We start from the raw sequence: 18,986 nt of genomic DNA on the forward strand, positions 1-18,986 counted from the left end.
TTGGAGAAGAAGGACCAAAGACGATGCGCGACATCATGGGCATGATGGGCAAAGTGAAGGAAATGCAGGCGAAGATGGAGAAGATGCAGTCGGAGATCGCCGACATCCGCGTCGAAGGCAAGGCCGGCGGCGGCCTCGTCACCGTCACCGTCAACGGCAAGGGCCTGATGGTCGGCCTCAAGATCGATCCCTCGCTCTTCAAGGAAGACGATGTCGAAATCCTCGAAGACCTGATCGTCGCCGCCAACAAGGATGCTCAGGAAAAGGCTGAGGCGATCGCCGCCGAAAAGACCCGCGAGCTGACCGCCGGCCTGCCGATTCCGCCCGGTTTCAAGCTGCCGTTCTGAGACGAGCACACTCCCCCATCAGCGCAGGGGTATCGCATATGAGCGGAGATCGCCGCCGTCCCCCTTCTCCCCAGCGGGGAGAAGGTGCCGCCAGGCGGATGAGGGGGTGCCCGCCAAGACCACAAAAATCCATGAATTCAAATCGATAATCCCCTCATCCGACCCTTCGGGCCACCTTCTCCCCAAGGGGAGAAGGAGCTTAGGGTACTCATCCGCCTTCATATGCGATAGCCCTGCCTATCAGCGGGCGGCCGCCTTGCGGATCAGATCGCGGCCTATCGCTTTCACAGGTTCGTTCCGCAGCACCAGCGATGTCGTCACCGCACCATGGCGGGCGATTGAATCGACGATGGTTTCAAGGTCTGATGGTGTCGGCACGAGAACCTTGAGCAGGAAGCAATCCTCGCCAGTCAGCCTCAGCACCTCGATAATTTCGGGCATTTCCGAAAACTGCTTCAGATAGGGCCGAATATGCTCATGCGTCGTGCGCAGGCGGATGACTGCCATCATGCCGAGCCCGACGGCAGCGGGATCGATGACGGCGCGATAGGCTGCAACCACGCCACGCTCCTCCAGCCGCTTCAGCCGCTCCGATGCCGCCGGCTGCGACAGGCCGACACGGCGGCCGAGCTCCGATACCGAGATTCGCCCGTCCTGCTGCAGGATTTCGATGATCGATAGATCTGTCGGATCCAGTCCTCTTTCGATAGTATCCATTGCTCGCCTTCAATTCATCGGTTGGGACAAGTTTTATCCGATGGATTGCAATGTCAATCGGCATCCCGGCATGCCAGCTTTTCTCCGTGTAAAACCATGGAGAAAGGATAGAGATGAGCGACATCATCACGCTACCGGGACTGGGCGGTTCGGGAGAAGGTCACTGGCAAACATTGTGGGAACGGGACGATCCGACCATGCGGCGCTTCCAGCCGTCGAGCTGGGACAAACCGATACTTTCGGATTGGATTGCAGCGCTCGAGGGCGAAATCTCACGTTCCAAAACGCCGCCGATCCTGATCGCGCACAGCCTTGCGTGCCAACTGATCGCCCATTGGGCGCCCATCAAAAAGACTGCGATCCTTGGCGCGTTTCTGGTGGCCGCGCCTGATCCAAAGGGCGAAATCTATCTTGCCGAAGCCGGCAGCTTTGCCAATCCTCCACGGCAGCGACTGCCTTTTCCGTCCCTTCTCGTCGCCAGCACCGACGATCCTTTCGGCTCCTTCGATCATGCGCGTCGCAGTGCCGAAAGTTGGGGCAGCACCTTCGTCGATGTCGGGCCGCGCGGGCATATCAATGCGGCATCCGGACTGGGCGACTGGCCGGAAGGCAAGGCAATCTTCGGGCGTTTTCGCGCCGAGCTTGGCTGAACATAAATCCGGTATTTGGAAAAGCCGCGCCGGAATGCTATCTCTGGCGCTCTTCTTCCAGATATCGTCCAGCCTGCCCTGTTGGAGGGAATGCGATGAGTTTATCGACGCTGCTTGTTTTTGCCGGTGCCTTATTCATTGCGGCGGGATCGCCGGGACCGAACATAGCTGCACTTGTGGCGCGTGTGCTGACGAAGGGCGCGCGAAACGTGCTGCCCTTCCTCTCGGGCATGTGGCTCGGCGAGGCGATCTGGCTGACCTGCGCCGTTGCCGGCCTTGCGACCATCGCCGAAACCTTCCATTTGGCCTTCGTGGCGATCAAGTGGCTGGGTGTCGCCTATCTGCTCTACCTTGCCTGGAAGATGTGGTTTGCCTCCTCCGATACGGCGGGAGAGGAACTGCCGGACGAGCAATCAGCCATACGGCTCTTCCTCGCGGGCTTCACGGTTACCATGGGCAATCCCAAGATCATGGTATTTTATGTGGCGCTGCTGCCCTCTATCATTGATCTGCACGGCGTAACGATTTCGGGCTGGGCCGAGCTGGTGGCGACGATGTTTGCGGTGCTCGTCGTCATCGACCTCTCCTGGGCGATGCTTGCCGCGAAGGCCAGAACTTTCCTCAAGAGCCGCCGCGCCGTACGCATCGCCAATCGCGCCAGCGCTGGCACCATGGCAGGCGCGGCCGTCGCGATTGCCATGCGGTGATTTCAGACCGCTGCGCCGCTTTCGATGAGCGCACGCAGCTTGTGATGGATGGGCGCGGCCAGATAGCGCGCCCGATCCTCCGGTGACAATCGCCTGCCGAATGTCGCCATCATTTCCGGCATGGCCACCCTCTCGCCGGCATAGGGCAGGTAGGTGACCGGCATATCAGCGCTCACTGTGCCGCTCGCGAGAACGCGGCAATAGATGCCGGGCCGCCCGGCCCGGATGTATCGCTTGACGAATTGCGGATCATCCATCTTCGCCGCGAAGGTCGAGCAGGGAATGCGCGCGGAGGTCACTTCCAGAACAAGATCGCCGGCTATGAATCGATCGCCGGCGGCGACCTGGCAATTGTCCAGGCCATCGATGACGAGGTTTTCGCCGAAGGTGCCGGGCTCCAACGGTCGCCCAAGCTCGGCTGCCCACCAGTCCAGCGTCAGCGAACCCTCGATATAAACGGCCTGATCACGGCCGCCATGATGCTTGCGATTGCAGATGGCATCACCGAGCAACCCGAGCTCATCGACCATGACGGCACCGCTGACGGCGTGCTTATTGATCCCCGTCTTCGCCTTCTCGCCCGGCAGCGTTTCAGGGGCGCCGCGGCACACGGCCAGAATTTTCATCCGTCAACCGTTCCTTCCGTGATTCCGTTCCTTGAGCATATGAGCTAAAAGCCTCCCATGGCAAAGCGAGTCACCGGCCCCGAAATCGAAAAACTCATCCAGCTCCTGGCGAAAGTACCAGGCCTCGGGCCGCGCTCTGCGCGCCGCGCGGCGCTGCATCTGATCAAGAAGAAGGACCAGCTGCTCGGCCCGCTGTCGCATGCGATGGCCGACGCTTACGACAAGGTGAAGATCTGCTCGCGCTGCGGCAATGTCGATACCGTCGACCCCTGCACTGTCTGCACCGACGATCGCCGCGACCAGTCCGTCATCATCGTCGTCGAGGATGTCTCCGATCTCTGGGCGCTGGAGCGATCAGGCGCGATGAACGCCGCCTACCATGTCCTCGGCGGCGTCCTGTCGCCGCTCGACGGCGTCGGGCCTGATGATCTCAACATTCGTGGGCTGATCGCGCGCGTCAGCGAAGGCGGCATTCGCGAGATCATCATCGCCGTCAATGCGACGGTCGAGGGGCAAACAACAGCACACTATATAACCGACCAGCTTGATGGCCTCGAGGTCAAGATCACCCGCCTTGCTCATGGCGTGCCCGTGGGCGGCGAGCTCGATTATCTTGACGAAGGCACGCTGGCGGCGGCGCTGAGGGCGCGGACGGCGATTTGAGAGCCGCAACAAAGGAAAGAGTATGAGGAGAGTTTTTACCCCCCTCTGTCAGCTTTCGCTGACATCTCCCCCACAAGGGGGGAGATTGGTGGCCCGCAGCAGCGATCTGCCTCAAACCAATATCCTGCCTGGAGATGCCGAGGGAAATTTTACGGATAACGGCGGCAGCGAACTCCCAACAATCTCCCCCCAAGTGGGGGAGATGTCGCGAAAGCGACAGAGGGGGGTATCAGCGGCTCGGCATGCACAAAGGCTGCTTTCCCTACTCTGCGTCCTCCTCCTCGCCCTTCTCCCCCTCCCTGCGCTTGCCGCCTCGAAAGCCGATGTCGAAGCGCAGTTTCAAACCTGGATTCAGAAGGATCTCTGGCCGGAAGCGCGAAAGGCCGGGATTTCGGAAAAGACCTTCCAGGCCGCCTTTGCTGGCGTGATGCTGAACTGGGATCTGCCTGACCTCGAGCCGCCGGGTTTCCCGAAGCCGAAGGAGCAGGCACAGACACAGGCGGAATTCTCCTCGCCCGCCCCCTATTTCAACGAGGCACGGCTGCAGAAGCTCACCGCGACCGGGCGGAGCCTCGCCTCGCAATATGGGCCGGTGCTGCGGCGGATCGAGAAGACCTATGGCGTTCCGGGACCGATCCTGCTTGCGATTTGGGGCCGCGAAACCGGCTTCGGCGCCGCCAAGCTGCCGAATTCGGCGATGCAGGTGCTGGCGACCAAGGCCTTCATGTCGACGCGCAAGGATATGTTCCGCACCGAAGTGATCGCGGCACTGCGCATCCTCGACCATGGTGATGTGACGCCGGATCAGTTCAAGGGCTCGTGGGCCGGCGCGCTCGGCCAGCCGCAGTTCATGCCGACCAACTATCTGAAATATGCCGTCGATTTCGATGGTGACGGCCATCGCAACATCTGGACCTCAGTGCCGGACACTTTGGCCTCCATAGCCAACTATATGGTTCAGAAGGGCTGGCAGCGCGGCCGTGGCTGGGGATACGAAGTGACCATTCCGCAGAATGTGTCCTGCGCGCAGGAAGGACCTGATCTAGCGAAGCCGATCTCGCAATGGGCTTCGCTTGGGATCAAGCCGGTTTCCGGCAAGGCCTTCCCAGCGGACGAAATGCGCGCCAGCGGCATGATGTTGGTCCCGGCCGGCCGCGATGGACCGGAATTCATCGTCACGCCGAATTTCTACGTGATCAAGGAATACAACAATTCCGATCTCTACGGCCTCTATATCGGCAATCTTGCCGACCGCATCGCCAATGGCAGCGGCGCTTTTCAGGAAAAATGGGGCGATGTCGGCAAGATGCTGCGCTCGGATGTCGCCAATATGCAGAAGGTTCTGGAGCACAAGGGCTACGATGTCGGCGGCACGGACGGCCTGCCCGGCTACAAAACCCGGCGCTCGATCGGTCAATGGCAGGAAAAGAGCGGCATGAAGCCCACCTGCTATCCCGATAGCTCCATGCTCGGCGTACTGAAATAGCTGCGGAAAAGGCTTTCGACGCGAATGCCTTGCAATTTGCCGGAAAGAGGCTTATATCCGCATCAAATTCTTGATCGTGTGATGAAGAGTGGGCCGCAAGGACCCGCTCTTTTTTATTAGCGCGATCTCCCAATGCATGAACAATGCGGAGTGAATGCTTGTCGGACGTGACAAACGCAGACAATACCAATGAACCCCGGCTGATCGTCGAAACCGGCCTTGATCAGCGCGTCGCCGCGATCATCGAGCCCGTGCTTGTGGGCATGGGCTTCCGTCTGGTGCGCGTGCGCCTCCTCCATCTGAACGGCCTGACACTGCAGATCATGACCGAGCGCAACGACGGCACCATGACCGTCGAGGACTGCGAAGAGGTCTCCATGGCCATTTCTCCGGTCCTGGATGTGGAAGATCCGATCGATAAGGCGTATCATCTCGAAGTGTCTTCGCCGGGTATCGACCGCCCGATGGTGCGAAAGTCGGATTTTCAGCGCTGGATCGGCCATATCGTCAAGTGCGAAACGTCGATCCTCGTTGATAACCGCAAGCGTTTCCGCGGCAAGATCGCCGCCGTCAACAATGACGGCTTCACGATCGAACGCGACCAGGTCGCCTATGGCGAGGAGCCCAAGGTGACCATTCCGTTCAGCACGCTGGCCGAGGCCAAGCTGATCCTGACGGACGATCTCATCCGCGACGCGCTGCGCGCCGACAAGCTGGCGAAAGCCGAGGCAGCGAACCAGAACGAAGCGGACGACCAGGAATAACCGATCAACGAACCGCCTGACGGAACGGGAAACCTGAAGGCAGGAAGACGGAGACTAAGAACAATGGCAGTCAGTGCGAACCGGCTAGAACTTCTGCAGATCGCAGATGCAGTGGCGCGCGAAAAGGTCATCGACCGCGAGATCGTGCTTGCCGCAATGGCGGATGCGATCCAGAAGGCCGCGCGCTCGCGTTACGGCACGGAATCGAATATCCGCGCCGATATCAATCCGAAGACGGGTGAAATCCGCCTCCAGCGTCTGCTCGAAGTGGTCGAAAAGGCCGAAGACTATTCCACGCAGATCCCGCTGGAACTGGCCCGCGACCGCAACCCGGACGCAGCCCTCGGCGATTTTATCGCCGATCCGCTGCCTCCGATGGATTTCGGCCGCATCGCCGCCCAGTCGGCCAAGCAGGTCATCGTGCAGAAGGTGCGCGAAGCCGAACGTGACCGCCAGTTCGACGAATTCAAGGATCGCGTCGGCGAAATCGTCAACGGCACCGTCAAGCGCGTCGAATACGGCAACGTTATCGTCGACCTCGGCCGTGGCGAAGGCATCATCCGCCGCGACGAAATGATCCCGCGCGAAAACTTCCGCTATGGCGATCGCGTCCGCGCCTATGTCTACGACGTTCGTCGCGAGCAGCGTGGCCCGCAGATCTTCCTGTCGCGCACGCATCCGCAGTTCATGGTCAAGCTCTTCACCATGGAAGTGCCTGAGATCTACGACGGCATCATCCAAGTGAAGTCGGTCGCCCGCGATCCGGGCTCGCGCGCCAAGATCGCCGTCATCTCGAACGACTCGTCGATCGATCCGGTCGGCGCCTGCGTCGGTATGCGCGGTTCGCGCGTTCAGGCCGTCGTCGGCGAGCTGCAGGGCGAAAAGATCGACATCATTCCCTGGTCCAGCGAGCCGGCGAACTTCGTCGTCAACGCGCTGCAGCCGGCCGAAGTCGCCAAGGTCGTTCTCGACGAAGATGCAGAACGCATCGAAGTCGTGGTGCCGGACGAGCAGCTTTCGCTCGCCATCGGCCGCCGCGGCCAGAATGTCCGCCTCGCCTCGCAGCTGACCGGTTGGGATATCGACATCATGACGGAAGCCGAGGAATCGGAACGCCGTCAGAAGGAATTCAACGAGCGTACGAACCTGTTCATGGACGCGCTCGACGTCGACGAGATGGTCGGTCAGGTTCTGGCCTCGGAAGGGTTTGCCGCTGTCGAGGAACTGGCTTACGTCGATCTCGACGAAATCTCCTCGATCGACGGCTTCGACGAAGACACCGCCCAGGAAATCCAGACGCGCGCCCGCGAATATCTCGAAAAGCTCGAAGCGGAGATGGACGAGAAGCGCAAGGCGCTCGGCGTTTCCGACGAGCTTCGCCAGATCAACGGCATGACTGCACAGATGATGGTCGCCCTCGGCGAGGACGGCATCAAGACGATCGAGGACTTTGCCGGCTGCGCCGCTGACGACCTCGTCGGCTGGAGCGAACGCAAGAACGGCGAAACGAAGAAGTTCGAAGGCCTGTTCTCCAAGCTCGAAGTCTCGCGCGTCGAAGCCGAACAGATGGTCGTGCAGGCCCGCCTGCTGGCCGGCTGGATCACCGAAGCCGATCTCGCCGCCGAAGCCGAAGAGGCATCGGAAGGTGAAGGCGAGGCCGAGCAGGAAGCATGATGAGCGCAGAGGGGCCGAAGGCCGCGCCCGAAGACAACGATCTTTCGGGTGACGGCGCAAATGGCCGTATGTGCATTGTAACACGCGAAAGCGGATCGCCGGATGAGCTGATCCGCTTCGTCGCCGCTCCGGACGGAACAGTCGTTCCGGATCTGAAGCGGCAGCTGCCGGGGCGCGGATGCTGGGTCAAGATCGACCGGGCGCTCGTGGACAAGGCAGTAGCAAAGAAGTTGTTCTCCCGCGCCCTGAAGGCGGAGGTGGCCGCGCCGAGCGATCTCGGCGCCACCGTCGACCGCCTTCTAGCGGCGCAACTGGCCGGGATGATGAACATGGCACGCAAGGCGGGCCAGTTCGTATCCGGCTCGTCGAAGGTGGATGGCGCCGTTCGCAACGGCTCGGCACTTGCCGTGTTCCATGCGATGAACGCCGCCGCCGATGGCGTGCGCAAGATCGATCAGGCAAGGAAGGCCTGGCATCTCGGCATGGAGACCGAAGCGGAAATACCGTCCTTCCGTGTCTTTACGGAGGCGGAAATGGACGAACTGATGGGCCAGAATGCTTTTATCCATGCCGCAGCGCTTGCAGGGCAGGCGGGTGAGGGTGTAGTGAAGCGCGCAAACCTGCTCGAACGGTACCGCAACGGCGGTCAGTCCCGGGCAACGGGCGGCGCTGGCCGGCGAAAACAATGACGCGGTCACCGGCCTTTGCCGGACGCCTCATTAAGGTACATGCATTGAACGACAGGGTCTGACGGACGTTTCCGTGCCCTGTCCGAAGGAACAGGAACGGAATGACCGACAATCAAGACGACAAGACGCTGAGTGTTTCGGGTAAGAAGACCCTCACCTTGAAGCCTTCAGGCGTAAACCAGGGCACCGTGCGCCAGGACATGGGCCGCGGTCGCACCAAGGCGGTCGTGGTTGAGACCCGTAAGCGCCGCCCGCTACGTCCTGAAGACGAAAAGCCAATCACGCCGGTAACGACATCGGCGCCCTCGGTGACGCGCGTCGCCGAACCGACGCCGCAGCCGCCGCGCCCGCCGCAGCCGGCTCCGCGCATTCATCAGCCTGGCGGCCAGCAGCAGCGGCCGGCACAATCCAACCAGGGCTATCAGCAGCGCCCGCAGCAGGAGCGCTCGTCGCGTCCGGTGGTTCTGAACCATCTGTCGGCCGACGAGATGGATGCCCGCCGCCGCGCGCTGGCTGACGCACAGGCCCGCGATGCGGCAGACGCCGTTCGTCGCGCCGAGGAAGAAGCTCGCCGCCGCCAGGAAGAAGAAGCACGCCGCGTCGCCGAACAGGCCGAAGCTGCCCGTCGTGCTGCAGAAGAGGCCGCTCGCGCCGCAGAAGCAGCCAAGGTCGCCGAACAGGCCCCGGCCGCTCCGGTCGAGGCGAAGGTTGACGCCCCGAAGCCGGCTACGCAGCCTGCTCCGGCGCCGACCGTTGTACGCCGTCCGGATGCTTCCGCTCCGCAGTCTGCCCGCCCCGGCGCAGCCGCCGCGGAAGCGCCGGCCAATCGCCGTCGCCCGGGCAACGAGGATGAGGAAGGCCGTGGCCCGTCCCGCGGCGCTCCGGTCCGTGGCAAGATCACCCGGCCTGAGCCGGCAAAGCCGGTCACCACGCGTCCGAAGACCGACGAAGAACGCCGCCGCGGCAAGCTGACGGTCACCACCGCCGATGTCGACGAAGACGGCAACGCACGCGGCCGCTCGCTTTCGGCCATGCGCCGCCGCCAGGAAAAGTTCCGCCGCAGCCAGATGCAGGAAACACGCGAAAAGATCTCGCGTGAAGTCGTGCTGCCCGAGACCATTACCATTCAGGAACTGTCGCAGCGCATGTCCGAGCGCGCCGTCGACGTCATCAAGTACCTGATGAAGGAAGGCCAGATGATGAAGCCGGGCGACGTCATCGACGCCGATCTGGCAGAACTCATCGCCGGCGAATTCGGCCACACGGTCAAGCGCGTTTCGGAATCCGACGTCGAACAGGGCATCTTCAATGTTGCCGACGAGGAAGGCGAACTGGTTTCGCGTCCGCCCGTCGTCACCATCATGGGCCACGTCGACCACGGCAAGACCTCGCTGCTCGACGCAATCCGCCATGCGAACGTGGTCGCCGGCGAAGCCGGTGGCATCACCCAGCATATCGGCGCCTATCAGGTCGAGCAGAACGGCCAGAAGATCACCTTCATCGACACGCCCGGCCACGCCGCCTTTACGGCGATGCGTGCTCGCGGTGCCCAGGCGACCGATATCGCGATCCTCGTGGTAGCGGCCGACGATAGCGTGATGCCGCAGACGATCGAATCGATCAACCACGCCAAGGCGGCGGGTGTTCCGATCATCGTGGCGATCAACAAGATCGACAAGCACGAAGCCAATCCGCAGAAGGTCCGCACGGAACTGCTGCAGCACGAAGTCTTCGTCGAATCGATGGGCGGTGAAGTGCTCGACGTGGAAGTCTCCGCGAAGAACCGCACCAACCTCGACAAGCTGCTCGAAGCCATCCTGTTGCAGGCGGAAATCCTTGACCTCAAGGCCAATCCGAACCGCACGGCCGAAGGCACGGTCATCGAAGCCCAGCTCGACCGCGGCCGCGGCTCCGTCGCCACCGTACTCGTGCAAAAGGGTACACTGCGTCCCGGCCAGATCGTCGTCGCCGGCGATCAGTGGGGCCGTGTGCGCGCGCTCGTCAACGACAAGGGCGAGCATGTGAAGGAAGCAGGCCCGGCCATGCCGGTCGAACTGCTCGGCCTTTCCGGTGCACCGCAGGCCGGTGACAAGTTCGCCGTCGTCGAAAGCGAAAGCCGCGCCCGCGAAATCTCGGAATACCGCCAGCGCCTCACCCGCGACAAGGCAGCCGCTCGCCAGTCCGGTCAGCGCGGGTCGCTGGAGCAGATGATGTCGCAGCTGCAGACCTCGGGCATCAAGGAGTTCCCGCTGGTCATCAAGGGCGACGTGCAGGGCTCGATCGAAGCCATTGCCGGCGCGCTGGAAAAGCTCGGCACCGACGAAGTGCGCGCCCGTATCGTCCATTCGGGCGTCGGCGGCGTGACCGAATCCGATATCTCGCTCGCCGGTGCATCCGACGCGGCGATCATCGGCTTCAACGTCCGTGCGAATGCTCAGGCCCGCACGCTGGCGGAGCGCGAAGGCATCGAGATCCGCTACTACAACATCATCTACGATCTGGTGGATGACGTGAAGGCAGCGATGTCGGGCCTGCTCTCTCCGGAGCGCCGCGAAACCTTCCTCGGCAATGCCGAGATCCTCGAGGTGTTCAACATCACGAAGGTCGGCAAGGTCGCGGGTTGCCGCGTCACCGAAGGCAAGGTCGAGCGTGGTGTCGGCGTTCGCCTGGTTCGCGACAACGTCGTCATCCACGAAGGCAAGCTCAAGACGCTCAAGCGCTTCAAGGACGAAGTCTCGGAAGTCAACATGGGCCAGGAATGCGGTATGGCCTTCGAAAACTACGAAGACATCCGCGTCGGCGATACGATCGAATGCTTCCGCGTCGAGCACATCACGCGCACGCTGTAAGCAATCCTTCGATTTGCTAGATATCAAAACCGCCGGCCGAAACCGGCGGTTTTTTTAAATGCCGCTAAATGGGTACGCCATGGAGATCACGACAGAGCTTGCAGACGATCAATCCGTCATCGTCTCCTTCGTTCGCCAGCCGGCGGAACATGTCGCCGTGATGCGCCAGGCGGGACAGCGCTTTGCCCTTCGCCGTCCAAGGAATGCACAGAGCGAGACGGCCTGGTTCTTCGTGTCAGCGATCGTGGTCGGCGCAGCGCTTCCCGTCTTTTTCCATCTTCTTCGGGAATATGTTTTCATTCCCGTATTCGGGCTGTCGCGATCGATCGGCCTCGGTGAGATGGCGATCATTTGGCTCGTACCGACACTGATCTGCTACGCACTGATCTTGCTCTATTTTAGGTGGGCCACACGCCGACGCCTAAGGGTGATGCAATCGCGCCTGCGCCCTGATGTCACCGTCACTGTCACGATCACCCCCGAAGGTGCCGCCTGGAATTCGGCGCAGACATCGATTTGGCTTGGCTGGAGCGAGATCCTGAATATCAGCCACCGCAGCGGACGGATTGAATTCGATACCGAAACCTTTGTCACCTACATCCCGGCATCCGCCTTTGCCGATCAGGACGCCCAGAATGCCGCTTTCGCAAGGATTCTCGGCTTCTGGCAGGCCGCAAACCCTCTCCAGCCTTGACCTTTACGCCGGATCGAGTCATTTGACCCGCTTTATCGCGTCCAAACGACGCTGCTAACGGAACAACCATGACCAGACCAACTTCTTCCGCGCCTTCGCAGCGCATGCTTCGCGTCGGCGAGCAGGTGCGCTCAGCGATCACGCAGGTTCTGCAGCGCGGCGAAGTGCGCGACGACCTGATCGAGCGCACCGTGATCTCCATTTCCGAAGTGCGCATGTCGCCCGATCTGAAGATCGCGACCGCCTTCGTGACGCCGCTTGGCGTTTCCGACCACGGCGCCGTCATCGAAGCGCTAAACCGCCATGCGAAATATATCCGCGGCCGTCTCGGCCCGCAGCTTCGCCAGATGAAGTACATGCCGGAAGTCCGCTTCCGCGACGATACGAGCTTCGATAATTACAAGAAGATCGACGCGCTGCTGCGCTCGCCCGAGGTCAGCCGCGATCTCGAAGACGACAACGACCAAGATCAATAACAGAGACAGAGAATGTCCAAGCCACGCAAACCCAAGGGCCGCCCGATTTCGGGTTGGCTCATCCTCGACAAGCCGGTGGATTTCGGCTCGACCGAAGCCGTTTCCAAGATCAAGTGGCTGTTCAAGGCCCAGAAGGCGGGCCATGCCGGCACGCTCGATCCGCTCGCCTCCGGCATGCTGCCGATCGCACTTGGCGACGCCACCAAGACGGTTCCCTACGTCATGGACGGCCGCAAGATTTATGAGTTCACCGTGACCTGGGGCGAAGAACGCGCGTCCGACGACCTTGAAGGCGAAGTGACCGCCACCTCCGACAAGCGTCCGAGCGAAGAAGATATTCGCGCGCTTCTGCCGAAATATACCGGCGTCATCCAGCAGATTCCGCCGCAGTTCTCCGCCATCAAGATATCAGGTGAGCGCGCCTACGATCTTGCCCGCGAAGGTGAAACGGTCGAGATACCCTCGCGCGAAGTGGAGATTTTCCGCCTGACGCTGCTCGCTTGCCCGGACGCTAATACAGCGCATTTCGAAGTCGAATGCGGCAAGGGCACCTATGTGCGTGCGCTCGCCCGCGATTTCGGCCGTGATCTCGGCTGTTACGGCCATATTTCCGGCCTGCGCCGCAGCTTCGTCGCTCCCTTCGCCGAAGAGACGATGGTGCCGCTTGCCGATCTCGTGGCGCTGGAAGAGATCGAGGATGCGGACGAGCGACTTGCAGCCCTGGACGCACTGCTGATCGATACGGCCGAGGCGCTGTCTTCGCTGCCACATCTCGTCATCAGCGACGATCAGGCACACCGCCTGAAAATGGGTAACCCGATCCTCGTGCGCGGCCGCGATGCGCCGGTTGCCGAAACCGAGGCCTATGCCACGGCACGCGGCAAGCTGATTGCGATCGGCGAGATCGGCCAGGGCGAATTTCGTCCCAAGCGCGTGTTTGGATAGCTAAGTTCAGCCGGAAATAGCGCTATTGCGGGCAATGGCGATGCGATATGCTCCCCGACGGGCCTCCATGGCCCGTTCAAAGGGGGCAAACATGCGCAGAGTTGCATTCGGAATAGTTGCATTCCTTTCCCTGTTCCTGACGGTGACGAACGCCCAATCCGCCGAACGGTGGGCCGGGCTGCCGCCGTTCCCGCCAATGCCGCAGCCGAAGGCGAGCGGCATGGCCGATGTCAATGACATCAAGATGTATTATGCCGAATATGGCGAAGGCGACCCGATCCTCTTCATTCATGGCGGTCTCGGGAATGCCGATGTTTGGGGCGCTCAGGTTGCCGATTTCGCGAGAGATCATCTCGTCATCGTCGCCGACAGCCGCGGGCATGGCCGCTCGACGCGCAGCCAGCAGCCCTTCGGCTACGATCTGATGACCTCGGATTACGCCGCGCTGCTCGATTATTTGAAGGTCGGCAAGGTGACGCTGGTTGGATGGTCCGATGGCGGCATCATCGGCATCGACATGGCGATGAAACATCCCGAAAAGCTGACGCGCGTGGTCGCTCAAGCCGCCAATGTCACGACCGACGGCGTGAAACCCGATGTCATGAGCAACAAGACTTTCAACGACTACATCAACGTCGCCGGTGACTATTACAGGAAGCTGTCGCCGACCCCGAACGAATATGACGCCTTCGTCAAACAGATCTCGAAGATGTGGGAGACGCAGCCGGCATGGACCGCAGCCGACCTCGGCAAGATCACTGTGCCGGTGACACTTGCCATCGGCGACCATGACGAAGCGGTGAAGCTGGACCATACCGAGATGATGGCGAAGGAGATCCCGGGCGCGAAGCTTGTCATCCTGAAGGATGCCAGCCATTTCGCTATGCTGCAGGATCCGGAAGGCTACAATGCCATGATCCGGGATGCCATGGCGGGGCGCTGAAAGGCGCCCAGGGAGAACCCTCTTTCCATTGGCGCTCATTTGGTTTATAGGCAGCGCCAGCATCAGGCATACCTGATTGCATTCGCGGCCAATGCTGGACGACATCCCGGCGTTTGGCGACTTCAATCTCCTCTCATAGAAAGGACCATCCGATGTCGATCACTGCTGAGCGCAAGGCTGCGCTGATCAAGGAATACGCTACCGCCGAAGGCGACACCGGTTCTCCGGAAGTCCAGGTTGCGATCCTGACCGAGCGCATCAACAACCTCACGGAACACTTCAAGGACCACAAGAAGGACAACCACTCCCGTCGTGGCCTTCTGACGATGGTTTCCAGCCGGCGCTCGCTTCTTGACTACCTCAAGAAGAAGGACGAAGGCCGTTATACCAAGCTGATCACCAGCCTCGGTATCCGCCGCTAACGGAATTTCCGGCGGGCGTTCACCTGAACGCCCGCCGGATGCTTATGAAGGGTATGAACCCTTGAGACCAGTTTCCCTCGCGCCTTACGCCGGTGCGATGCGAAACCGCCGGCAGGCCGGATGGGCCGGTGCTGCCAACAACAACCGTTGACCTGTCATGGGGCAGGATTGCCGGATGCTTTCAGCCGAAGCTTCACGCTTCGGCCGACTTTCGAAAGCCTCTCGTTGTCTTGCCCGTGATGCGTCACATTTCGTGCGGTTGAAGATGTGCCCTGCCGAATTCGTCGGCCTCGGCGCCTTTTCCCGCATAGTGCAAGGACAAGATATGTTCGATATCCATACCGTCGAAATCGAGTGGGCAGGCCGCCCGCTGAAGCTCGAAACCGGCAAGATTGCCCGCCAGGCCGACGGCGCCGTTGTCGCCACCTACGGCGAGACCGTGGTGCTTGCGACCGTCGTTTCCGCCAAGGCGCCGAAGCCGGGCCAGGACTTCTTCCCGCTCACCGTCAACTATCAGGAAAAGACCTACGCAGCCGGCAAGATCCCCGGCGGTTACTTCAAGCGCGAGGGACGTCCGAGCGAAAACGAAACGCTCGTTTCCCGTCTGATCGACCGCCCGATCCGCCCGCTCTTCCCGGAAGGCTACAAGAACGACACACAAGTTGTCGTCACCGTCATCCAGCATGACCTCGAAAACGATCCGGACATCCTGTCCATGGTCGCGACCTCTGCAGCCCTGACGCTCTCCGGCATCCCCTTCATGGGCCCGATCGGCGGCGCCCGCGTCGGCTACATCAACGGCGAATACGTGCTGAACCCGCATCTCGACGAGATGGATGAATCGAGCCTCGACCTCGTCGTCGCCGGCACGCAGGAAGCCGTTCTGATGGTTGAATCCGAAGCCAAGGAACTGCCTGAGGACATCATGCTCGGCGCCGTCATGTTCGGCCACCGCGGCTTCCAGCCCGTCATCGACGCGATCATCAAGCTTGCCGAAGTCGCCGCCAAGGAGCCCCGCGACTTCCAGCCGGAAGACTATTCCGAGCTCGAGAAGGAAATGCTCGGCCTTGCCGAAGCGGAACTGCGCAACGCTTACAAGATCACCCAGAAGGCCGATCGCTACGCTGCCGTCGACGCCGTCAAGGCGAAGGTGAAGGCACACTTCCTGCCGGAAGAAGGCGAAGCCAAGTACACGGCCGAAGAAGTCGGCGCCATCTTCAAGCACCTGCAGGCGAAGATCGTTCGCTGGAACATCCTCGACACGTCGAGCCGCATCGACGGCCGCGATCTGCAGACGGTTCGCCCGATCCTCGCCGAAGTCGGCCTGCTGCCGCGCACGCACGGTTCTGCGCTCTTCACCCGCGGTGAGACGCAGGCGATCGTCGTTGCCACGCTCGGCACCGGCGAGGACGAGCAGTATGTCGACAGCCTGACCGGCATGTACAAAGAAAACTTCATGCTGCACTACAACTTCCCGCCCTACTCGGTCGGCGAAACCGGTCGCATGGGTTCTCCGGGCCGCCGCGAGATCGGCCATGGCAAGCTCGCATGGCGCGCCATCCACCCGATGCTGCCGTCGGCGGAACAGTTCCCCTACACGCTGCGTGTCGTCTCCGAGATCACCGAGTCCAACGGCTCCTCCTCGATGGCGACCGTCTGCGGCACCTCGCTGGCGCTGATGGATGCCGGCGTGCCGCTGGCAAAGCCGGTTGCCGGCATCGCCATGGGCCTCATCAAGGAAGAAGAGCGCTTTGCCGTTCTCTCCGACATCCTGGGTGACGAAGACCACCTCGGCGACATGGACTTCAAGGTTGCCGGCACCGAAGCAGGCATCACCTCGCTGCAGATGGACATCAAGATCGACGGCATCACCGAAGAGATCATGAAGGTCGCCCTGAACCAGGCGAAGGGCGGCCGTCTGCACATCCTCGGCGAAATGGCAAAGGCCATCTCCGAAAGCCGCGGCCAGCTCGGCGAATTCGCACCGCGCATCGAAGTCATGAACATTCCGGTCGACAAGATCCGCGAAGTCATCGGCTCCGGCGGCAAGGTCATCCGCGAAATCGTCGAAAAGACCGGCGCCAAGATCAACATCGAGGACGACGGCACCGTCAAGATCGCCTCCTCCTCCGGCAAGGAAATCGAAGCGGCCCGCAAGTGGATCCACTCGATCGTCGCCGAGCCGGAAGTCGGCCAGATCTACGAAGGTACTGTGGTCAAGACCGCCGACTTCGGCGCCTTCGTCAACTTCTTCGGCGCCCGCGACGGCCTCGTCCACATCTCGCAACTCGCTTCCGAGCGCGTGGCCAAGACGCAGGACGTCGTCAAGGAAGGCGACAAGGTCTGGGTCAAGCTGCTCGGCTTCGACGAGCGCGGCAAGGTTCGCCTGTCCATGAAGGTTGTCGACCAGGCAACCGGCCAGGAAATCGTTGCCGAAAAGAAGAAGGATGACGCGGCCGAATAAGCCCGCGCCTTCATAAACTTTCCGGGGCGCGGGATCTTTTCCGCGCCCTTTTTATATTATCGGTGCCGACCGTTTTGTAGAAAGTGGGTGCCCGGCCCCCTCACCCTAGCCCTCTCCCCGCATGCGGAGAGAGGGTTAGGGTGAGGGGCAAGCCCAGAATACGACGATGGCGCATATCCGACAGACGAAACCCATTCCCATAACGAGACCACGCCCATGAGCCGCGATGCCCTGAAGACCCTGTTCCATCCCTTTGCCTCCGGCACCGTCGACGCGCCCGGCGAGGGTCAGCGGATCCTGTTCCTCGGCGCCGAGGCGGGCTTTGCGCTGCCGGAGGGATTTGCTGCCGAGCTTTCCGCCGTCCAGGGCTTCCGTCCCTTTTATCGCCAGCTGCAGGCGCAGCGCATCAACGTGACGCCGGAGATCGAAGGCGAAGGCTATGACGGCGCGCTCGTGCTTTGCGGCAAGCACAAGGGCGAGAACGAGGATCACATCGCCGAAGCCCTGACGCGCGTGAGAGAAGGCGGCCTCATCGTCGTTGCCGGCGGCAAGGAAGACGGCATCCAGCCGTTGCGCAAGCGCGTCGAGGCCTTCGGTCTCGACATCGAGCATATGCCCAAATATCACGGCGTTGCCTTCTGGTTTACCCGCCCTGCCGATATCAAGCTGCTGACGGCGCAGCTCGCGAAGCCGGCGACGCTCGTTGACGACAGCTTCACCACAGCGCCCGGCATGTTCTCCCACGACCGTATCGACGCCGGTTCGGAGCTGCTTGCCTCGCGCCTGCCGACCGATTTTACCGGCGATGCTGCCGATTTCGGCGCCGGCTGGGGTTACCTTTCCGTCGAGCTGGCAATGAAGTCGCCGAGAATCGAACGCATCGACCTCTACGAGGCCCACTACGGCTCTCTGGAGGCCGCACGGGCCAATCTGCTGTCGCACTGCCCCAAGGTCGCGCAGCGCTTCTTCTGGCACGATCTGGCGAGCGAGCCGGTCAAGGACAAGTACGACCTGATCATCATGAACCCGCCCTTCCATGAGGGCCATGCCGCCGAACCTTCGCTCGGCCAGGCGATGATCAAGACTGCCGCTTCGGCGCTGCGCGGCGGCGGACGGCTAATGCTGGTCGCCAATCGCGGCCTGCCCTATGAGCCGGTGCTGGCGGAGAATTTCAAGGAGTTCGGCGAGACCTGCCGCAACGCCCGCTACAAGGTGCTCTGGGCGAAGAAGTGAGGAATGATGGCGGTCAGATGGCCGCCATTTTTTGAGCGGGGCTCAGGGGCTTCGTTTCGACGCTCTTGCGGCCCATTCGCGGTTCAGCACGGCGTAGACGCATTCGTCGCCCCAGACACCGTTGAAACGATCGTTTTCGATCAGAAGCGCCTCACGGCGCAGGCCGAGGCGTTCGACGACACCGACTGAGCCGGCATTTTTCGCATCCAGCCGGGCGAATATCCGATGAAAGCCGAATTTTTCGAAACCGAGGGTAATCATGGCTTCCGCCGCCTCGGTAGCATATCCCTTCCTGGCATAGGCTGGGTTAGAGGTATAGCCGAGCTCGGCCTGAAGTGCGGCCTTGCTTGCAAATGTCAGGCTAACGTCACCCACCAAAGCGCCATCCTCCCGCCGAATGACAGCACATAGCAGCGTATCTCCGTCCTCGGAGAAAGGGGAGTTCAGGCGGATATCGAAACGCTCTCGCAACACTTCAGGCGAAGGAGGGTCGCGATAAAGAAAACGATAGATCTCCGGCAGGGAGCGATAGGCGCTGTAGGCGACAAAATCCTCTGGCACAAAGCGGCGAAGGATAAGACGGTCGGTCGATGCCAAAGGTTCTGCGTCGTCGATGGACGTCATCGGGAATCCTCTG

The 18,986-nt window shown here is 61.5% G+C and carries 19 protein-coding genes; 16 read left to right on the forward strand and 3 right to left on the reverse strand.

Annotation, left to right across the window (positions count from 1 at the left end):
* Window positions 1-23 precede the first annotated feature (23 nt).
* Window positions 24-347, forward strand: coding sequence for a YbaB/EbfC family nucleoid-associated protein (locus tag JJQ51_RS31070; protein WP_037155519.1), 324 nt, complete (start codon window positions 24-26; stop codon window positions 345-347).
* 240 nt (window positions 348-587) lie between these two features.
* On the opposite strand, the gene JJQ51_RS31075 is transcribed toward JJQ51_RS31070, so the two are convergent.
* The gene (locus JJQ51_RS31075) at window positions 588-1,064 is read right to left on the reverse strand and encodes an Lrp/AsnC family transcriptional regulator (RefSeq protein WP_269245715.1); all 477 of its coding nucleotides are present in this window, start codon (window positions 1,062-1,064) and stop codon (window positions 588-590) included.
* Between the two features lie 113 nt (window positions 1,065-1,177).
* On the opposite strand from JJQ51_RS31075, the gene JJQ51_RS31080 reads away from it, so the two are divergent.
* Both JJQ51_RS31080 and JJQ51_RS31085 read left to right on the forward strand, forming a co-directional pair.
* Entirely contained in the window at window positions 1,178-1,714 is a 537-nt protein-coding gene (locus JJQ51_RS31080; RefSeq protein ID WP_113397398.1) for an RBBP9/YdeN family alpha/beta hydrolase, read from the forward strand.
* Between the two features lie 95 nt (window positions 1,715-1,809).
* Window positions 1,810-2,421 carry a LysE family translocator gene (locus JJQ51_RS31085; RefSeq protein ID WP_113354135.1) on the forward strand — a complete coding sequence of 204 codons (612 nt, stop codon included), beginning with the start codon at window positions 1,810-1,812 and terminating at the stop codon, window positions 2,419-2,421.
* 2 nt (window positions 2,422-2,423) lie between these two features.
* On the opposite strand, the gene JJQ51_RS31090 is transcribed toward JJQ51_RS31085, so the two are convergent.
* Window positions 2,424-3,047, reverse strand: a complete 624-nt coding sequence (locus JJQ51_RS31090; protein ID WP_269245716.1) for an MOSC domain-containing protein — start codon at window positions 3,045-3,047, stop codon at window positions 2,424-2,426.
* 57 nt (window positions 3,048-3,104) lie between these two features.
* Between JJQ51_RS31090 and recR the strand changes: the two genes are divergently transcribed.
* The 13 genes from recR to JJQ51_RS31155 all read left to right on the forward strand — a co-directional run bounded on the left by recR (window position 3,105) and on the right by JJQ51_RS31155 (window position 18,349).
* Window positions 3,105-3,710, forward strand: coding sequence for a recombination mediator RecR (gene recR, locus JJQ51_RS31095; RefSeq protein WP_113330933.1), 606 nt, complete (start codon window positions 3,105-3,107; stop codon window positions 3,708-3,710).
* Between the two features lie 202 nt (window positions 3,711-3,912).
* On the forward strand, window positions 3,913-5,196 hold the full coding sequence (locus JJQ51_RS31100; RefSeq protein ID WP_269245717.1) for a lytic murein transglycosylase: 1,284 nt from the start codon (window positions 3,913-3,915) through the stop codon (window positions 5,194-5,196).
* 158 nt (window positions 5,197-5,354) lie between these two features.
* Window positions 5,355-5,960, forward strand: coding sequence for a ribosome maturation factor RimP (rimP, locus tag JJQ51_RS31105; protein WP_269245718.1), 606 nt, complete (start codon window positions 5,355-5,357; stop codon window positions 5,958-5,960).
* Between the two features lie 63 nt (window positions 5,961-6,023).
* Window positions 6,024-7,634 (forward strand): transcription termination factor NusA, encoded by a 1,611-nt coding sequence (nusA, locus tag JJQ51_RS31110; protein ID WP_069613595.1) that lies wholly within the window; start codon window positions 6,024-6,026, stop codon window positions 7,632-7,634.
* A complete protein-coding gene (locus JJQ51_RS31115; RefSeq protein WP_145324199.1) occupies window positions 7,631-8,323 on the forward strand; it encodes an RNA-binding protein in 693 nt (230 codons plus the stop codon). Before nusA ends, JJQ51_RS31115 begins: the two co-directional genes overlap by 4 nt.
* 101 nt (window positions 8,324-8,424) lie before the next feature.
* A complete protein-coding gene (infB, locus tag JJQ51_RS31120) occupies window positions 8,425-11,172 on the forward strand; it encodes a translation initiation factor IF-2 (RefSeq protein WP_269245719.1) in 2,748 nt (915 codons plus the stop codon).
* A 79-nt stretch (window positions 11,173-11,251) separates the two neighbouring features.
* The gene (locus JJQ51_RS31125; protein ID WP_269245720.1) at window positions 11,252-11,866 is read left to right on the forward strand and encodes a hypothetical protein; all 615 of its coding nucleotides are present in this window, start codon (window positions 11,252-11,254) and stop codon (window positions 11,864-11,866) included.
* Window positions 11,867-11,934: 68 nt separating this feature from the next.
* Window positions 11,935-12,342, forward strand: coding sequence for a 30S ribosome-binding factor RbfA (rbfA, locus tag JJQ51_RS31130; protein ID WP_095433499.1), 408 nt, complete (start codon window positions 11,935-11,937; stop codon window positions 12,340-12,342).
* A gap of 12 nt (window positions 12,343-12,354) precedes the next feature.
* Window positions 12,355-13,287, forward strand: coding sequence for a tRNA pseudouridine(55) synthase TruB (truB, locus tag JJQ51_RS31135; RefSeq protein WP_069613591.1), 933 nt, complete (start codon window positions 12,355-12,357; stop codon window positions 13,285-13,287).
* 91 nt (window positions 13,288-13,378) lie between these two features.
* On the forward strand, window positions 13,379-14,230 hold the full coding sequence (locus tag JJQ51_RS31140; protein ID WP_269245721.1) for an alpha/beta fold hydrolase: 852 nt from the start codon (window positions 13,379-13,381) through the stop codon (window positions 14,228-14,230).
* 152 nt (window positions 14,231-14,382) lie between these two features.
* On the forward strand, window positions 14,383-14,652 hold the full coding sequence (gene rpsO, locus JJQ51_RS31145) for a 30S ribosomal protein S15 (protein WP_069613589.1): 270 nt from the start codon (window positions 14,383-14,385) through the stop codon (window positions 14,650-14,652).
* 325 nt (window positions 14,653-14,977) lie between these two features.
* Window positions 14,978-17,116: a polyribonucleotide nucleotidyltransferase gene (gene pnp, locus JJQ51_RS31150; protein WP_113354186.1), complete on the forward strand. Its 2,139-nt coding sequence runs from the start codon at window positions 14,978-14,980 to the stop codon at window positions 17,114-17,116.
* Window positions 17,117-17,332: 216 nt separating this feature from the next.
* Window positions 17,333-18,349 (forward strand): class I SAM-dependent methyltransferase, encoded by a 1,017-nt coding sequence (locus JJQ51_RS31155; protein WP_113420956.1) that lies wholly within the window; start codon window positions 17,333-17,335, stop codon window positions 18,347-18,349.
* A 42-nt stretch (window positions 18,350-18,391) separates the two neighbouring features.
* Here JJQ51_RS31155 and JJQ51_RS31160 read toward each other — a convergent pair whose 3' ends face one another.
* Window positions 18,392-18,973 carry a GNAT family N-acetyltransferase gene (locus JJQ51_RS31160; protein ID WP_269245722.1) on the reverse strand — a complete coding sequence of 194 codons (582 nt, stop codon included), beginning with the start codon at window positions 18,971-18,973 and terminating at the stop codon, window positions 18,392-18,394.
* Between the last annotated feature and the right edge of the window lie 13 nt (window positions 18,974-18,986).

The sequence above is a fragment of the Rhizobium sp. AG207R genome, assembly GCF_027109195.1.
GTDB classification, from domain to species: Bacteria; Pseudomonadota; Alphaproteobacteria; order Rhizobiales; family Rhizobiaceae; genus Rhizobium; species Rhizobium dioscoreae.

What these genes read in the sequence shown, in the direction of transcription:
- JJQ51_RS31075 (WP_269245715.1), bottom strand. Translation starts at nt 1,064, where the DNA reads ATGGATACTATCGAAAGAGGACTGGATCCGACAGATCTATCGATCATC.
- JJQ51_RS31090 (WP_269245716.1), bottom strand. Translation starts at nt 3,047, where the DNA reads ATGAAAATTCTGGCCGTGTGCCGCGGCGCCCCTGAAACGCTGCCGGGC.
- recR (WP_113330933.1), top strand. Translation starts at nt 3,105, where the DNA reads ATGGCAAAGCGAGTCACCGGCCCCGAAATCGAAAAACTCATCCAGCTC.
- pnp (WP_113354186.1), top strand. Translation starts at nt 14,978, where the DNA reads ATGTTCGATATCCATACCGTCGAAATCGAGTGGGCAGGCCGCCCGCTG.
- JJQ51_RS31125 (WP_269245720.1), top strand. Translation starts at nt 11,252, where the DNA reads ATGGAGATCACGACAGAGCTTGCAGACGATCAATCCGTCATCGTCTCC.
- nusA (WP_069613595.1), top strand. Translation starts at nt 6,024, where the DNA reads ATGGCAGTCAGTGCGAACCGGCTAGAACTTCTGCAGATCGCAGATGCA.
- JJQ51_RS31115 (WP_145324199.1), top strand. Translation starts at nt 7,631, where the DNA reads ATGATGAGCGCAGAGGGGCCGAAGGCCGCGCCCGAAGACAACGATCTT.
- infB (WP_269245719.1), top strand. Translation starts at nt 8,425, where the DNA reads ATGACCGACAATCAAGACGACAAGACGCTGAGTGTTTCGGGTAAGAAG.
- truB (WP_069613591.1), top strand. Translation starts at nt 12,355, where the DNA reads ATGTCCAAGCCACGCAAACCCAAGGGCCGCCCGATTTCGGGTTGGCTC.
- JJQ51_RS31085 (WP_113354135.1), top strand. Translation starts at nt 1,810, where the DNA reads ATGAGTTTATCGACGCTGCTTGTTTTTGCCGGTGCCTTATTCATTGCG.
- JJQ51_RS31100 (WP_269245717.1), top strand. Translation starts at nt 3,913, where the DNA reads ATGTCGCGAAAGCGACAGAGGGGGGTATCAGCGGCTCGGCATGCACAA.
- JJQ51_RS31080 (WP_113397398.1), top strand. Translation starts at nt 1,178, where the DNA reads ATGAGCGACATCATCACGCTACCGGGACTGGGCGGTTCGGGAGAAGGT.
- JJQ51_RS31160 (WP_269245722.1), bottom strand. Translation starts at nt 18,973, where the DNA reads ATGACGTCCATCGACGACGCAGAACCTTTGGCATCGACCGACCGTCTT.
- rpsO (WP_069613589.1), top strand. Translation starts at nt 14,383, where the DNA reads ATGTCGATCACTGCTGAGCGCAAGGCTGCGCTGATCAAGGAATACGCT.
- JJQ51_RS31140 (WP_269245721.1), top strand. Translation starts at nt 13,379, where the DNA reads ATGCGCAGAGTTGCATTCGGAATAGTTGCATTCCTTTCCCTGTTCCTG.
- JJQ51_RS31070 (WP_037155519.1), top strand. Translation starts at nt 24, where the DNA reads ATGCGCGACATCATGGGCATGATGGGCAAAGTGAAGGAAATGCAGGCG.
- JJQ51_RS31155 (WP_113420956.1), top strand. Translation starts at nt 17,333, where the DNA reads ATGAGCCGCGATGCCCTGAAGACCCTGTTCCATCCCTTTGCCTCCGGC.
- rbfA (WP_095433499.1), top strand. Translation starts at nt 11,935, where the DNA reads ATGACCAGACCAACTTCTTCCGCGCCTTCGCAGCGCATGCTTCGCGTC.